16 protein-coding genes are annotated in these 13,922 nt (G+C 75.4%); 12 read left to right on the top strand and 4 right to left on the bottom strand.

The annotated features are described in order from the left end of the window. Nucleotides 1-582: 582 nt before the first annotated feature. Nucleotides 583-1,080 (top strand): GNAT family N-acetyltransferase, encoded by a 498-nt coding sequence (locus J0910_RS15410; RefSeq protein WP_420159202.1) that lies wholly within the window; start codon nt 583-585, stop codon nt 1,078-1,080. A 573-nt stretch (nt 1,081-1,653) separates the two neighbouring features. Here J0910_RS15410 and J0910_RS15405 read toward each other — a convergent pair. Next, a complete protein-coding gene (locus tag J0910_RS15405) occupies nt 1,654-1,944 on the bottom strand; it encodes a MarR family transcriptional regulator (RefSeq protein ID WP_420159201.1) in 291 nt (96 codons plus the stop codon). Here J0910_RS15405 and J0910_RS15400 point away from each other — a divergent pair. The 5 genes from J0910_RS15400 to J0910_RS15380 all read left to right on the top strand — a co-directional run bounded on the left by J0910_RS15400 (nt 1,928) and on the right by J0910_RS15380 (nt 5,443). After that, a complete protein-coding gene (locus tag J0910_RS15400) occupies nt 1,928-2,341 on the top strand; it encodes a CGNR zinc finger domain-containing protein (RefSeq protein WP_420159200.1) in 414 nt (137 codons plus the stop codon). The two genes, J0910_RS15405 and J0910_RS15400, sit on opposite strands and share 17 nt — an antisense overlap. Before the next feature lie 574 nt (nt 2,342-2,915). Beyond that, complete coding sequence (locus J0910_RS15395) at nt 2,916-3,101, top strand: hypothetical protein (protein ID WP_420159199.1); 186 nt, start codon at nt 2,916-2,918, stop codon at nt 3,099-3,101. 356 nt (nt 3,102-3,457) lie between these two features. Beyond that, complete coding sequence (locus J0910_RS15390) at nt 3,458-4,027, top strand: PspA/IM30 family protein (RefSeq protein ID WP_420159198.1); 570 nt, start codon at nt 3,458-3,460, stop codon at nt 4,025-4,027. After that, on the top strand, nt 4,020-4,676 hold the full coding sequence (locus tag J0910_RS15385) for a hypothetical protein (RefSeq protein ID WP_420159197.1): 657 nt from the start codon (nt 4,020-4,022) through the stop codon (nt 4,674-4,676). The genes J0910_RS15390 and J0910_RS15385 overlap by 8 nt, the downstream gene beginning before the upstream one ends. Before the next feature lie 77 nt (nt 4,677-4,753). Beyond that, a complete protein-coding gene (locus tag J0910_RS15380; protein ID WP_420159196.1) occupies nt 4,754-5,443 on the top strand; it encodes a metal-dependent transcriptional regulator in 690 nt (229 codons plus the stop codon). A gap of 19 nt (nt 5,444-5,462) precedes the next feature. Here J0910_RS15380 and J0910_RS15375 read toward each other — a convergent pair whose 3' ends face one another. Together J0910_RS15375 and J0910_RS15370 are read right to left on the bottom strand one after the other, a co-directional pair. Next, complete coding sequence (locus tag J0910_RS15375; RefSeq protein ID WP_420159195.1) at nt 5,463-5,888, bottom strand: DUF6463 family protein; 426 nt, start codon at nt 5,886-5,888, stop codon at nt 5,463-5,465. Nucleotides 5,889-6,005: 117 nt separating this feature from the next. Continuing rightward, complete coding sequence (locus J0910_RS15370; protein WP_420159194.1) at nt 6,006-6,749, bottom strand: MerR family transcriptional regulator; 744 nt, start codon at nt 6,747-6,749, stop codon at nt 6,006-6,008. A 453-nt stretch (nt 6,750-7,202) separates the two neighbouring features. Here J0910_RS15370 and J0910_RS15365 point away from each other — a divergent pair, with 453 nt between their 5' ends. Genes J0910_RS15365 through J0910_RS15355 form a run of 3 tightly spaced genes read left to right on the top strand, consistent with a single transcriptional unit; the run spans nt 7,203 to nt 10,302 of the window. Next, a complete protein-coding gene (locus J0910_RS15365; protein ID WP_420159193.1) occupies nt 7,203-8,459 on the top strand; it encodes an ABC transporter substrate-binding protein in 1,257 nt (418 codons plus the stop codon). Continuing rightward, nucleotides 8,456-9,430 carry a carbohydrate ABC transporter permease gene (locus J0910_RS15360; RefSeq protein WP_420159192.1) on the top strand — a complete coding sequence of 325 codons (975 nt, stop codon included), beginning with the start codon at nt 8,456-8,458 and terminating at the stop codon, nt 9,428-9,430. Before J0910_RS15365 ends, J0910_RS15360 begins: the two co-directional genes overlap by 4 nt. Beyond that, the gene (locus J0910_RS15355) at nt 9,427-10,302 is read left to right on the top strand and encodes a carbohydrate ABC transporter permease (RefSeq protein ID WP_420159191.1); all 876 of its coding nucleotides are present in this window, start codon (nt 9,427-9,429) and stop codon (nt 10,300-10,302) included. Before J0910_RS15360 ends, J0910_RS15355 begins: the two co-directional genes overlap by 4 nt. Here J0910_RS15355 and J0910_RS15350 read toward each other — a convergent pair. After that, nucleotides 10,292-11,065 (bottom strand): (2Fe-2S)-binding protein, encoded by a 774-nt coding sequence (locus J0910_RS15350; protein ID WP_420159190.1) that lies wholly within the window; start codon nt 11,063-11,065, stop codon nt 10,292-10,294. The two genes, J0910_RS15355 and J0910_RS15350, sit on opposite strands and share 11 nt — an antisense overlap. A gap of 214 nt (nt 11,066-11,279) precedes the next feature. On the opposite strand from J0910_RS15350, the gene J0910_RS15345 reads away from it, so the two are divergent. Genes J0910_RS15345 through J0910_RS15335 form a run of 3 tightly spaced genes read left to right on the top strand, consistent with a single transcriptional unit; the run spans nt 11,280 to nt 13,899 of the window. Next, on the top strand, nt 11,280-12,221 hold the full coding sequence (locus tag J0910_RS15345) for a metal ABC transporter substrate-binding protein (protein WP_420159189.1): 942 nt from the start codon (nt 11,280-11,282) through the stop codon (nt 12,219-12,221). Next, complete coding sequence (locus tag J0910_RS15340; protein ID WP_420159188.1) at nt 12,218-13,003, top strand: metal ABC transporter ATP-binding protein; 786 nt, start codon at nt 12,218-12,220, stop codon at nt 13,001-13,003. The genes J0910_RS15345 and J0910_RS15340 overlap by 4 nt, the downstream gene beginning before the upstream one ends. After that, a complete protein-coding gene (locus J0910_RS15335; RefSeq protein WP_420159187.1) occupies nt 13,003-13,899 on the top strand; it encodes a metal ABC transporter permease in 897 nt (298 codons plus the stop codon). Before J0910_RS15340 ends, J0910_RS15335 begins: the two co-directional genes overlap by 1 nt. The last annotated feature ends 23 nt before the right edge of the window (nt 13,900-13,922 follow it).

Raw genomic sequence — 13,922 nt, 5'->3', positions numbered from 1 at the left:
CGGGCCCGAACCCACCACCGGAACACCGCTCCCCCCTTCACCGGACGCCCGGCGGCGGACCCGTGAACACCGCCCCGCCGCCCGCCTGAACCCCCGCCCCGCGAGACGCCGCACCCGACCGACCGGCCGGCCCCGCCCCCTCTGCCGTCGCTGCCCGCTTGAACCCCGGCCCCGTGGGGCGCCGCGCCCGGGCGACACCCGCGCCCTGCCCCTGCCTGCGCCGTCGCCGCCTGCTTGGACCCGGGCCCCGTGGGGCGCCGCGCCCGGGCGACGCCTGAACCCCGCCCCTGCCTGCGCCGTCGCCGCCCGCTTGAACCCGGCCCCGTGAGACGCCTTGCCCGACCGGGGTGCTCGCCCTCATGGACATCATCACCCCCGCCCTCGGCCTGCCCTTGGAGATCACCGTGACGTCTGTGGAGTGCGATGAGGGCTCCGGGGCCATCGACACCGCCTTCTGCTTCGATCGCGCGGCGGCCGCAGCTCGATCTCTCTCCCCCCGGGCATCGGCGCCGGAGCACCGCCGTGTACATTCGCCTGCCGGGCCCTCCGGAACGTCCGGAGCCGGGGAGGGGAGGGGGCGGCATGAGCAGGATCTCCGAGGAGCGCGGCGCCGGGGAGGCGGCCCCGCCCGAGGGCGTCGAGGTGCGCCGGGCCGCCGCCGGGGACCTCCCGCAGATCGTCGCGCTGCTCGCCGACGACCCACTGGGCGCCGCCCGGGAGGACGCCTCGGACCTCGCCCCTTATCGGTCCGCCTTCGCCGAGATCGCCGCCGACCCGAACCAGTTCCTCGCCGTGGCGGTACGCGGGGACCGGGTGGTCGGCACCCTCCAGCTCACCTTCATCCCTGGCCTGTCCCGCAGCGCGGCCAAGCGCGCCCAGGTCGAGGCGGTCCGGGTACACCGCGACGAGCGCGGCTCCGGCCTCGGCGCCCACCTGATGGCCTGGTCCGAGACCCGCGCCCGGGAGGCCGGCTGCGCCCTGGTCCAGCTCACCTCCGACCGGACCCGCCCCGACGCCCACCGCTTCTACGAGCGGCTCGGCTACACCCCCGGCCACCTCGGCTTCAAGAAGCCCCTGTAGACGTCCAGCCGAGCCACGCCCCGCTGGATCCGCCGCTCCTGAGCGATCCGGGCCGGTCCCGCCTTCCCAGGACGGAGGCGCCGGCGGACCTGGTGAGCCCAACGCCGGAGACGCGGCCCCTTCCCGTTCGGCCCCTTCCCCTCGGACGGCCTCAGGAGGGGCGGCGTGGAGCCTCGCGCCTGTCCGAAAGGTACGAGCGCCGGGTGGAAAGGGCGGAAAGAGGGGCGGAGCGCCCGCGTGAGGGTGCTCCCGGAGAACGGGGACGCCGCAGGGCCGCCGCGGACTCCCATCGGGCCGGAGGCAGAGCCGCCCTCCGGGGACTCCGGGCGTGCGGAGGAGGACCCCCGGAAAAGGGGGACGCTCCTTCCACCCCGGGGCGGGCGCGCGGCCGGTCCGGGGCGAAAAGGGGCGAAGGGCCGTTCCGGCGCAGGGCACGCGCCGCCCCTGGGTCGCCGGTGCGCCCCGGGCCGGGGCGGTACCGGGTGTGCGCGCTCCGGCCGAGCGGGGCCGGGACGGCCGGTGGAGCCGCGCGGCACGGCACCGCCCGGGGCCGCCGGTACGGGTCCGGTCGGATCAGAGCGCCTCGGCGCGGTCGATCGGGGCGAGGACCGCGGCGAGGGCGGCGGCGAGCGCCTCGCGCTCCGCCGGGGGGAGCGGGGCGAGGATGCCGGCCTCGCGCTCCAGCTGCTCGGCGAAGAGCCGGTCGATCAGGGCGGCCCCCGCCTCGGTGAGGCGGACGTCGACCTCGCGGCGGTCGCGCTCGGAGGGGGTGCGGGCGATCAGGCCGGCCTGCTCCAGGCGGACCAGCCGCTTGGTGGTGGCCGCGCCGGAGGAGATGGTCTCCCGGGTGAGCCTTCCCGACATCGACGCCGACCAGGCGCGCCGGCTGGCGGCCTGGGTGGAGCGGCTGCGCCCGCTCTTCGGAGAGGCCGACCGGGACCGGCAGATCGACCTGCTCAACGCGCTGCTCCGGGAGTCGGCCACCTGCGTGCAGATCTCCACGCACGACGGCGCCGACCCGCACCTGCACTACGTCAGCCAGGTGCCCGACACGGCGGAGCGGCTCAGGGGGACCACCGCCGGCGGACTGGCCGTGGCCCTCTGCGGCGCCGGCGGCGGCCGCCTGGGCCGCTGCGCCCGGGACGGCTGCCGGGTGGTCTTCGTCGACACCTCGCGCAACGGGCGCCGCCGGTTCTGCTCGGTCGCCTGCGCCAACCGGGTCAACGTCGCCGCCCACCGGGCCCGCGCCGCGGCCCGCTGACGCCGGCCGCCCGCATCGCGTCCGGACCGGAGGGGCCCGGACGGGGGGAGCCCGCTCGCGGGGAAGGGATTCGAGGAGCCCCGCCGCCGCACCGGGCCTGGCGGGAGCGGCCATTCCGGAGCCGGGCCGAATGGACCGGAACACCCGCAACCGGAAATCACCGTGACCATTGTCACCCCGACCCGCGCCCCCGGCCGGAAACCGGTGATCGCAGCACCGGAACGGCGGGGAAGCGGCAGTGAGAAGCGGTGGAACGCCATCGCCGAGCCGGCCGGGTGCGCTTTCCCCGGCCGGCTCCGCCCACGGGTCCTCTTGCGGCCATACCGCCCCCGCAGGGCCGGTCACGGAGCGCGACCCGCCCCTGTCCAGGGCGGACGCGCCGGACGCCCGCATCCGCCCGGACCGGCCCGCCGGCGCCTGGGCCTTGTGGCCCCACTTCGGAGCGGATAGTCCTTTCCCAGAGGAATGGACGGCGATTATCGCGCCGCCCTCACCGGTGGCCCCAGGCCATTGCCGACCGGTTCCGTTCACGAGCACGTCCATTTCGTCCCCCGTTCCCTCCGAAAGGACCTCGGTGAAGAACGCTCGCCTTCTGATCGATTCCGGTGGTGCGGTGGCGGCCTCGGCGCTCCTCACCTCCCTGCTCTCCGCCCAGGCGCCCGCCGAGGCCGACCTCCTCCGGACCGACGCGGGCAAGGCCCGGGAGGCCGCGGCTCCCGAGGCGGCCCACCCCGGCGCCGAGGCCTCCCGGAAGGGCTGACCGCGGCCGCCGGGAACCCGCCCCGCCTCCCCGGCCGGCCCCGTCGCGGCGGACGGCTGCGGCGGCCGGCCGCCCTCCCGGAGCGGGCCGGCCCCGCCCGGCGAGCACGGGGGAGAGAGAACCCGGGGCCTCCCGCCCGGAAGCCCGCCTGAGGCCGGATCCGCGACCGGCCCGGGGAGCATGCGGAGGGGCGCCCCCGGCACCCGCCCCTCCGCCGCCGTTCACCCCGGCGACGCGGACCCGTCGGCCGGCGGACACGGAGCGGGGTAGGGAAGGGGCGCCGCGGGCTCCCCCCGCCCCGATCCCCGGAGGCCCCCATCAGCTCCCTGCTCCGGTACCGCACCGCGGTCCGCACCGTGCTCCTGGCCACCGCCGCCATGCTCGGCGTCTCCGGCGACTACGCCGGGACCCTGGAGGGCGGCGCCTGGTACCAGCGCGGCTGGATGCTCCTGTTCGCCCTGGCGATCTTCGCCGCGCACATCGCGGTGGAGCTGTTCAACACCCGCGAGGACCGGCGGATGGACCGCGCCCTGGAGGACGCCCGCGACGACCTCGCCGAGGCGCGCGAGGAACTGGACCGGCTGCGGGGGGAGAAGAAGCGCCTGGAGCGCGACGTGGACGGCCTCCGCGGGAAGGCCGCCGCGCACCTGATCAGGATCCAGGAGGCCAAGAAGGACTCCGACGACCTCGCCTGGCTCGCCGGCCCGCAGGGCAGGCAGGCCCTCCAGGGCCTCCAAGAGTTCGCCGAACGGGTCCTGGACACCCCTGCCCCGGACGGGGCGGGGCCCGCCGCCGGGCCGCGCGGCGCGGGCCCGGGGCCGGCGCGCCGCGGTGTGCCGCCCGTCGCCCTCCAACTCGCCACCGGCCTGCTCGTCGCACTCCTGGCCGGGGCCGCCCTGCTCGGAATCGAGATCTTCCTTGACTGACCGGAACCCCCCGCGCGCCCGCCGGGCCGGCCCCCGGCTCTGCGCCGCCTCCGCCGTGCTGCTCGCCACCGCCGCCTGCTCCGGATACGAGCCGGCGCACCACACCGACGTGGTCAGCCACACCGACGCGCACGGCGCCGCCTGCACCACGGTGGCGGTGTGGAAGCCCGGCGGCCAGACCGTCCCGAGGGAGACCGAGAGCAGCACCGACTGCGCGTTCCCGCCCGGGGGCGAGCGGCCCGCCGAGGACGACCGGCGGCCGCTGCCCGACCCCGCCCCCCGGCGGGAGTGGGGCTGGACCGCGCTGCTCACCTTCACCGACGCGCACGGGCGCGCCTGCACCCTCGCGGCCACCCTGCTCGGCAGCGGCGCCGTCGACGAGACCGCCCTCGACTGCGACTACCCGCCGCCCGGCGCCTCCCCCGGCGCCGACACCCGCACCGACCCGCCCGACCCCGACCCGGACTCCGACGACTACCGGATCGAGGTCGCCTCGTTCACCGACGCGCACGGCCGCGCCTGCACGACCACCACCTCCAAGGCGGCGGTCATCCTGACCGGCGGGGGCTCCGAGATCGACCTGACCTGCTCCTACCCCGAGGGCGGGGGCGCGGCCGCCCAGCCCTCCGAGCGGCCGCTGCCCGGGTGAGGCCGGGCCGCCGGGCGCCGTCCACACCCTGGTCGGGAGCACCGGTCCGAGGGGCCGTTCACGGTAGCGTTGGGACCATGGAAACAGCACCACCGGACCGGCCGTCCACGTCGGTGGAGGACTACGTGAAGGTCATCTACGACCTTCAGGAGCGCGGCGCCGGGCCCGTCACGATCTCGGCGATGGCCGAGCGGCTCTCGGTGTCCAACTCCTCGGTCTCGGGGATGCTGCGCAAACTCGGCGAGCTCGGCCTGGTCGACCACCGCCGCTACGGCTCGGTGCAGCTGACCGAGACCGGCACCAAGGCCGCGCTGGCGGTGCTGCGCCGGCACCGGCTGCTGGAGACCTACCTGGTGGAGGCGCTCGGCTACTCCTGGGACGAGGTCCACGAGGAGGCCGAGGAACTGGAGCACGCCGTCTCCGACAAGTTCGTCGACCGGATCGCCGAGCACCTGGGCGACCCGGTGGTCGACCCGCACGGCGACCCCATCCCCACCCGCGACGGCAAGGTGGTCCAGCGCGCCACCGGGCTGCTCTCCGAGGCCGAGGCGGGCACCGCCGGCACCATCGTCCGGGTCAACGACACCGACCCAGAGCTGCTGCGCTACCTGGCCGAGCAGAACATCGGCATCGGCATGCGCATCGAGGTGATGGAGCGCCAGCCCTTCGGCGGACCGCTGATCGTGCGGATCGGCGCCGGCGACCAGGCCCGGGAGCGCTCGCTGGGCCTGGTCGCCGCCGAGGCGCTGTGGATCGGCCGCCCCTGAGGCGGCCCCGGCGCCCCGCTCAGCCCGGCTGCGGCGCCCCCTCTCCGGCGCCGGCCGCCCGCTCGGCGCGCCGCCCCGCCCGGGCCCGCAGGTCCTCGGCGATGAGCAGCCCGGCGGGGACGAACCCGGTCAGGAACCCGCTGGGTCCGATGAGCAGCACGCACCCGCCCGCCCAGGCCGCGATCGCCCAGCCGGTGTAGGCCGGGAGGGCCTCGCCGCGCCGCCCCAGCCGGGCCACCAGCAGCCCGAGCAGGACCAGCACCGCCACGAAGCTCCCGGGAAGCGCCCAGAAGACCGCGTAGGAGGCGTCGCTGCCCCCGCCGGACCACAGCCCGCCGGAGAGCCACTCCCCCCAGTAGGGGTGCGGAAGGAAGAACGCGGTGTGCAGGGCGCCGATGGCCACCATCGACCAGCCGGCGCCGACCGTCAGCCGTTTCGCAGTCATGGCCCCACCCTCCCGGCCCCCGGCCCCGCCCGCCTCCCGCCCGCGGGGGAGCCCCGGCCCCCCGCAGAGGGAGCCGGGCCGCCCCGGCGGGGGACGGCCCGGGGCCTGCGGGGCGGGTCAGCCTCCGGCGGCGGAGGCGCGGGTGATGAAGTCGATCATCTCCGGGGAGGGGCCGCCGTACTCGGCCCGGACCTCCTCGCTGTTCTCCTCGTACATGCGGAACAGGGAGTCCTTCATGGCCCCGTCGCCGCGGTGGAACTCCTCCAGCAGGGCCGTCCAGCGGCGGGCCAGCTCCCGGGCCCTCGGGGAGGCCGGGTCGGTGCCGTCCGCCATCGCCGCCCCGACCTCGGCGATCAGGCCGGGCCAGGCGGCGGCCGCCTCCGCGGCCTTCCCGCCGCCGTCCTCCCGGCGCCGGTCCAGCTCGGCCAGCTGCTCCCGGGTGAAGTAGTCGTCCATGCTTCCCTGCACGTCGCTCATCCCTTCGATGATGGCCAGGAGGTGGTCGGAGGAGAGTCCGCCGGCCCGCGCCGCGGCGAGCACCGCGGCCAGCCGGCCGCGCAGCGCGGTGAGCGCCTCGATCCTGCGCTCCACCTGCGCCAGCTGCCCGCCGAGCAGCCCTTCCAGGTCGGGCCCTCCGTCCAGCAGCTCCCCGATGGCCTCCAGCGGAAGCCCCAGGTCGCGCAGGGCCAGCACCCGGTAGAGCCGGCGCAGGTCGGCCTCGCCGTAGATCCGGTGCCCGGCCGCCGTGCGGCGGGACGCGGCGACCAGCCCCACGTGCTCGTAGTGGTGCAGTGTCCGCACCGTCAGCCCGGTCAGCCGGGCCAGCTCGCCGACCTTCCAGGTCCGCCCGCGCTCGGGCATGGCGTCCTCCCCGCTCTCCGCTCCGCCCTCCACCGCCGCCGGGTGCGGCGGTGGAAAGGACGCTAGAACCTGACGCCGCGTCGGGTGCAAGCCCGTATCGGCGAACGTCACTTGCGGCGTTTCCATGATTCCTCTGCGACGATCACCGGAATTTCAATTTCCAGGCACGAGAACCGCCCGGGTGCCGCTGTTTTCCTGCCATGCCATCGCATGAGCATGAATTCCCTCTCGACACCGTCCGGCATTCACCTGAACCCCGCGGTTCCGGCCGCGAGGCCCCCGCCTCCGCTCATCTGAGCGCCGCCGGTCACGTCTTGGCGACGTGAGCGGCGGCGCTATTGCCGTGCGCGGTTCCGGGAGAAAAGATGACGGATGCGTTGACAGTGTGACCCAAGACACGTATCGGGGCGGGGCGGTGGGACGGGGGGCGTCCGGCCCGGGGAGGGAATCCTCATGCGCAGACGTTGGACGTCCGCCTCCGCCGCGGCGCTGGGAGCCGTGCTCGTCGCCTCCGGGTGCGGGGGAGGGGGCGGCGGGAACCGGGTCGAGGTGTTCTCCTGGTGGACCGGCGGCGGGGAGGAGGCCGGGCTGAACGCGCTCATCGAGCGGTTCGAGGAGGACAACCCCGGCACCGAGTTCGTGAACGCGGCGGTGGCCGGCGGGTCGGGCACCAATGCCCAGGCGGTGCTGGAGGGGCGGCTGCAGAGCCAGGACCCGCCCGACTCCTTCCAGGGCCACGCCGGCGCCGAGCTGCTGGACTACATCGAGGCCGGCCACCTCCAGCCGCTCGACGACCTCTACGACGAGCAGGGGCTCCGCGAGGCCCTGCCCGAGCAGCTGGTGGAGCAGATCAGCCACGACGGCAGCGTCTACTCGGTGCCGGTGAACATCCACCGCTCCAACGTCATGTGGTTCAACCCCTCGGTGCTGGAGGAGGCCGGGGTGGAGGAGCCGCCGCAGACGCTGGACGAGCTGATCGGCGCCCTGGACGCGGTGGAGAAGGAGACCGACGCGATCCCGATGGCGGTGGGCGCCCAGTGGACCGTGGACCACCTGCTGGAGAGCGTGCTGCTGGGCTCGCTGGGCCCGGAGGGCTACAACGCCCTGTGGGAGCCGGGCGCCGACTGGGACACCCCCGAGGTCGCCGCGGCCCTGGCCGACTTCGAGGCGGTCATGGAGCACACCCAGGAGGAGTCGGCCGCCGAGGACTGGCAGGAGGCCGCGCAGCGGGTCGCCGAGGGCGAGGCGGCCTTCAACATCATGGGCGACTGGGCCGCCGGCTACTTCGACGAGCTGGGCAAGACCGCCGGCGAGGACTACGACTGGGCGCCCTCGCCCGGCACCGAGGGCACCTACATGTGGCTGTCGGACAGCTTCACCCTGCCGGTGGGCGCCCCCAACGAGGAGGCCGCCCGCACCTGGCTGGAGCTGGTCGGCAGCAAGGAGGGCCAGGACGCCTTCAACCCGCTCAAGGGCTCCGTCCCGGCGCGCTCCGACACCGACCCGCAGGCCTACGCCGACAGCCCCTACCTGTCGGCGGCGCTGGAGGAGTGGCAGTCCGGCCCGGAGCTGGCCGGGTCGTTCTGGCACGGGGTGACCGTGGACAACCGGTGGAAGAACGACATCGACACCGCGGTCGGCCTCTACCTGCAGGACGAGGACCTCGACGGGCTCCAGGCCGCCCTGCACCAGGCCGCGCAGGCCGAATGAGCGCGGCGGGCCCGGCGGCGGGCGGTCCTCCGCCCGCCGCCCCCTCCCCGGCGCCCCGGCGCCGCGCCCGGCGGGGCGCGGGCCGGGCCGCCTCCTGGCTGCCCGGGCTGCTGCTGGTCTCGCCCTCCATCGTGCTGATCGCGGTGTTCGTCTACGGCATGATCGGCTGGAACACCGCGCTGGCCCTCTCCGACAAGCACGCCCCGATCGAGGAGGGCTCCTTCGCCGGCCTGGAGAACCTGGCGGCGCTCTGGCAGGAGGCGCGCTGGCCGGCGGCGGTGGCCAACGCGGTGGTGTTCACCGTGTTCTTCGTCGGCGGGGCGCTGCTGCTGGGCTGGCTGCTGGGGCTGCTGCTGGAGAAGGGCATCGCCGGCGAGCCGGTGCTGCGCACCCTGTTCCTGGCGCCGATGGCGGTCTCCTTCATCGCCACCGGGGTGGTGTGGCGGTGGCTGATGAACCCGGCCCCGGCCGAGCGGGCGACCGGGCTCAACGCGCTCTTCGTCCACCTGAACCTGGACTTCCTGGTCAACGACTGGTGGACCGCGCCGGACCTGGGCATGGCGGCGATGGCGCTGCCCGCGGTCTGGCAGCTGTCCGGCTACATCATGGCGCTGTTCCTGGCCGGGTTCCGCGGGGTGCCCGAGGAGCTGCGCGAGGCCGCCCGGGTGGACGGCTGCTCGGAGTGGCAGGTCTACCGGCACGTGGTCATGCCGCAGCTGCGGCCGGTCACCCTGACCGCGGTGATCATCCTGGGCCACATGTCGCTGAAGGTGTTCGACCTGATCATCGCGGTCGCCGGCAAGCAGATCGTGGCCGACGTGCCGGCGGTCTACATGTGGACGATGGTCTTCGACGTGCGCGACCCGGCCAAGGGCGCGGCGATCGCGACCTACCTGCTGCTGGCGGTGGCGGTGTTCGTCGTCCCCTACCTGGTGTGGACGGTGCGCAAGGAACGGAGCGAGGGCCGATGAGCGAGACCGCCCCGGGCGCCGGCCGGGCGACCGCCGCCGGCGGGCGGGCCGCGGGCACCACGCGGCGCGGCCAGGCGGCGAAGCTCGCGGTGCTGCTGGCGCTGGCGGTGCTGTTCCTGCTGCCGATGTACGTGCTGCTGGTCACCGGGTTCAAGCCGTTCGCCGAGGCGACCGCCGGGCGGGCCTGGCTGCCGCCGCAGCGGTGGAGCCTGGAGGGGTGGGCGGCGGCCTGGGAGGCGCTGGCCCCGGGGCTGTGGAACAGCGTGCGGATGGTGGTGCCCAGCGCGGTGCTCTCGGCGCTGCTGGGCTCGATGAACGGCTACGTGCTGGCCCGGTGGCGCTTCCCCGGCGCCGACACGGTGTTCACCCTGTTCCTGTTCGGGATGTTCATCCCCTACCAGGCGGTGATGATCCCGCTGCAGCAGATGCTGGTCGCGGCGGACCTGATGGGCGGGCTGCTCCCGCTGATCCTGGCGCACACCGTGTACGGCATCCCGATCTGCACGCTGATCTTCCGCAACTACTACGCCGGCATCCCGCCGACCCTGATCGAGGCGGCCCGGGTGGACGGCGCGGGGATGCTCGGCGCCTACGCCCGGGTGGTGCTGCCGCTGTCGGCGCCGGCCTTCGCGGTGACGCTGATCTGGCAGGCCACCTCGGCCTGGAACGACTTCCTGTTCGCGGTCTTCCTCACCGGGCCGAACAGCTGGCCGGTGACGGTGCAGCTGAACAACGTCGCCGGGTCCATGGTGGTGCCCTACAACCAGCAGATGGCCGCGGCGGTGCTGGCGTCGCTGCCCACCCTCGCCGTCTACCTGGTGCTGGGCCGCTACTTCATGCGCGGGCTGATGGCCGGGGCGCTCAAGGGCTGAGCGCCCCGCCGCCCCACCCCGCGGCGGGCCGGCGGCCGAGCAGGGCGCAGTCGCCGCACTTGCCGGCCCCGGGGAGCCGGTAGTACAGGCAGCAGGTGGTGCGGACGAAGGACTCGGCCACTCCGGCGCCGGGCTCGGCCGGCCCGCCGAGCCCGGCCAGCGGCGGGGCGGCCAGCAGCTCGGCGCCGGTGCGCGAGGCCGCGGCGGCGGTGGCCGGCCGGGCCCGGGCCAGCGCCTGCAGCGCCCCGGCGAGCGCGGAGGCCGCGTCGCCCCAGAGCAGCCGGGGCGCGACGGGCACCAGGGCGTGCACCGCGCCGGCCAGCGGCTCCAGCACCGCGGCGAGGACGTGGCGGTGCAGGGCCGCGGCGGCCCCGTCCGGGCCGGCGGTGTGCGCCCGGTCGCCGATCCGGGCCGGGGCCGGGGAGCCGAACCCGTCGGTGCGCCACCCCAGCGATTCCGGGTCGGCCAGCACGCCGTGGCAGAGCAGCGAGGCGACCGCGGGGGAGAGCAGCCGGGCGGCCGCGCCCTGGAAGAACAGGGAGGCGGCGACCCGGGCCTCCACCCGCTCCGGGGCGATGCGGGCCCCGGCGGCCAGCCGGGCGCGCGCCTCCGCCACCCGGGCCTCCAGGTGGGCCGGGTCCCGCCACAGGTCGGCCAGCGGCCGCACCCGGCCGGCCGGGGCGTCGGGGACCTCGAAGAACGGGTTGATCCGGGCGATGTCGTCCAGGGCGCGGCGCAGCGCGCCCGGTTCGGCGCCGTCCATCGGGTCCTCCTCGGCCAGTGCCCGGCCGCCGCCGGTTCCGGTGCGGCAACGGCGATCCTAGATCGCCGCCGGGGGATTCCGCCCCAGGGCGATGATCTTGGAGTTGCGGGGCGGTCAGAGCGCTCTGGCGGCCCCGCAGCTCCGAGATCATCGGGGGAGGGCGGGAGAGGGCCTCGGGTCGGTGTCCAAGGCGGACCTATGGTAAAAGTTAGGCGTGCCGAACATTTCAGGTTGGAGAGCTGCAATCCGCCGGTGCGCGGCGGTCCCCGCGGCCGGGGCGCTGGCGGCCGCAGCCGCCTGCTCCGCCGCCCCCGCCGCGGAGGACGACGGGCGCCCCAAGGTCGTCACCACCTTCACCGTCATCGCCGACATGGTGCGCAACGTCGCCGGCGAGCACGCCCAGGTGGAGTCGATCACCCGCCCCGGAGCCGAGATCCACGGCTACGACCCCACCCCCGACGACCTCGTCCGCGCCCAGGACGCCGACCTCATCATCGACAACGGCCTGGGCCTGGAGGCCTGGTTCGACCGGTTCACCGACCCCCTGGACGCCCCCACCGCCACCCTCACCGACGGCGTGCAGACCATCCCGATCACCTCCGGCGAATACGAGGGCGAGGCCAACCCGCACGCCTGGATGTCCACCGACGAGGCCCAGGTCTACATCGCCAACATCCGCGACGCCCTCAGCGGCATCGACCCCGCCCGCGCCGAGGACTACGCCCGCGCCGCCGAGGACTACTCCGCCCAGGTCGCCGAGGTCGGCGAGGAGCTCCGCGCCGACCTGGAGGCCCTGCCCGCCGACCGGCGCGCCCTGGTCACCTGCGAAGGCGCCTTCTCCTACCTGGCCCGCGACGCCGGCCTCACCGAGAAGTACCTGTGGCCGGTCAACTCCGACGCCCAGGGCACCCCGCAGCAGATCGCCTCGGCCGTCACCTTCGCCGAGGACAGGCAGGTCCCCGCGGTGTTCTGCGAAACCACCGTCAACGACAAGGCGCAGAGGCAGGTCGCCGACGAGAGCGGGGCCCGCTTCGCCGGCTCCCTCTACGTCGACTCGCTGTCCAAGGAGGACGGGCCGGTGCCCACCTACCTCGACCTGCTCCGCCACGACGCCGAGACCATCGCCGCAGGCCTCACCGGAGAGGAGGACCGATGACCGCCACCGCCGCCGACCCGGCCGCCGGGACCGCGCCCGCGCCGCCCCCCGCCATCGACGCCGCCGGCATCACCGTGCGCTACGGCGACGTCCTGGCCCTGGAGGACGTCGGCCTGACCGTCGCCCCCGGCCGCATCTGCGGCCTCCTCGGCACCAACGGATCCGGCAAGTCCACCCTCTTCTCCACCCTCATCGGGCTGATCCGGCCGCGCGCCGGCCGGGTGCTGCTGCACGGGCGCACCCCCGACCAGGCCCGCAAGGCCGGCCTGGTCGCCTACGTCCCGCAGAGCGAGCGGATCGACAACGCCTTCCCGGTGCGGGTCCGCGACGTCGTCATGATGGGCCGCTACGGCCACATGGGCCCCACCCGCCGCCCCCGCCGCGCCGACCGCGAGGCCGTCGCCGAGGCCCTGGACCGCACCGGCCTCACCGGCCTGGCCCACCGCCAGATCGGCGCCCTCTCCGGCGGCCAGCGCAAACGCGCCTTCGTCGCCCGCGGCATCGCCCAGGGCGCCCGGGTGTTCCTGCTCGACGAGCCCTTCGCCGGCGTCGACAAGGGCTCGGAGGGCACCATCATCGACGTGATGCGCCGGATGCGCGACGACGGCCGCACCCTGCTGGTCTCCACGCACGACCTGGCCGGCGTCGGCGGCTTCTGCGACGAGGCGGTGCTGCTGCAGCGCCGCGTCGTCGCCCGCGGCGCCCCCGGCGAGGTGCTCACCCCGCAGCGGCTGGCCGAGGCCTTCGGCCTGGGCCGCCCCGACCCCGCCGAGGAGGCGTGATGGACGCGGTCAACGCCGTCGCGGAGTGGTTCACCGTCCCCCTGCAGTTCGACTTCATGTGGCGGGCGATGCTGGTCAGCGTGGTCGCCGGCGCGGTGTGCGCGGTGCTGTCCTGCTGGATGACGCTGATCGGCTGGTCGCTGATGGGCGACGCGGTCTCGCACGCGGTACTGCCCGGGGTGGTGCTGTCCTACCTGCTCGGGCTGCCCTTCGCGGTGGGCGCGCTGGTGTTCGGCGCCGGGTCGGTGGCGCTGATCGGGGTGGTCAACCGCACCTCCCGGGTCAAGGAGGACGCGGTGATCGGCACCGTGTTCACCGCCCTGTTCGCGGTGGGCATCCTGCTGGTGTCCAAGATCCCCAGCCAGACCGACCTGATGCACATCCTGTTCGGCAACGTGCTGGGCGTCTCCGACGGCGACATCGCCCAGGTCCTGGCCATGGGCGCGGTGGTACTGGCGGTCGTGCTGGCCAAGCACCGCGACCTCACCCTGTTCGCCTTCGACCGGGTGCACGCCCACGCCATCGGCCTCAGCCCGCGCCGCCTGGAGACGCTGCTGCTGGGCCTGCTCGCCGTCACCGTCGTGGTCGCCCTGCAGGCCGTGGGCATCATCCTGGTGGTGGCCATGGTGATCGTGCCCGGCGCCACCGCCTACCTGCTCACCGACCGCTTCGAGCGCATGCTGGTGATCGCGGTGGCGGTCTCGGTCACCGCCTCGGTGCTGGGCACCTACCTCAGCTTCCACCTGGACGCCGCCACCGGCGGCGCCGTGGTCGCCGTGCAGGCCTGCGCGTTCGTCCTGGCCTACCTGTTCGCCCCCGCCCACGGCGTCATCGCCCGGCGGCTGCGCGAGCGGTCGGCCTCCCGCGGCGCCGCCCCCGAGCCGGCGGGCCGCTGACCCCCGTCCCGACCCGGGCCCGG

The sequence above is a fragment of the Nocardiopsis oceanisediminis genome (assembly GCF_048595525.1).
Classification (GTDB): Bacteria; Actinomycetota; Actinomycetes; order Streptosporangiales; family Streptosporangiaceae; genus Nocardiopsis_A; species Nocardiopsis_A oceanisediminis.
Note: the sequence above shows the minus strand (reverse complement) of the source record. Positions and strands in the feature narration are given on the sequence as shown.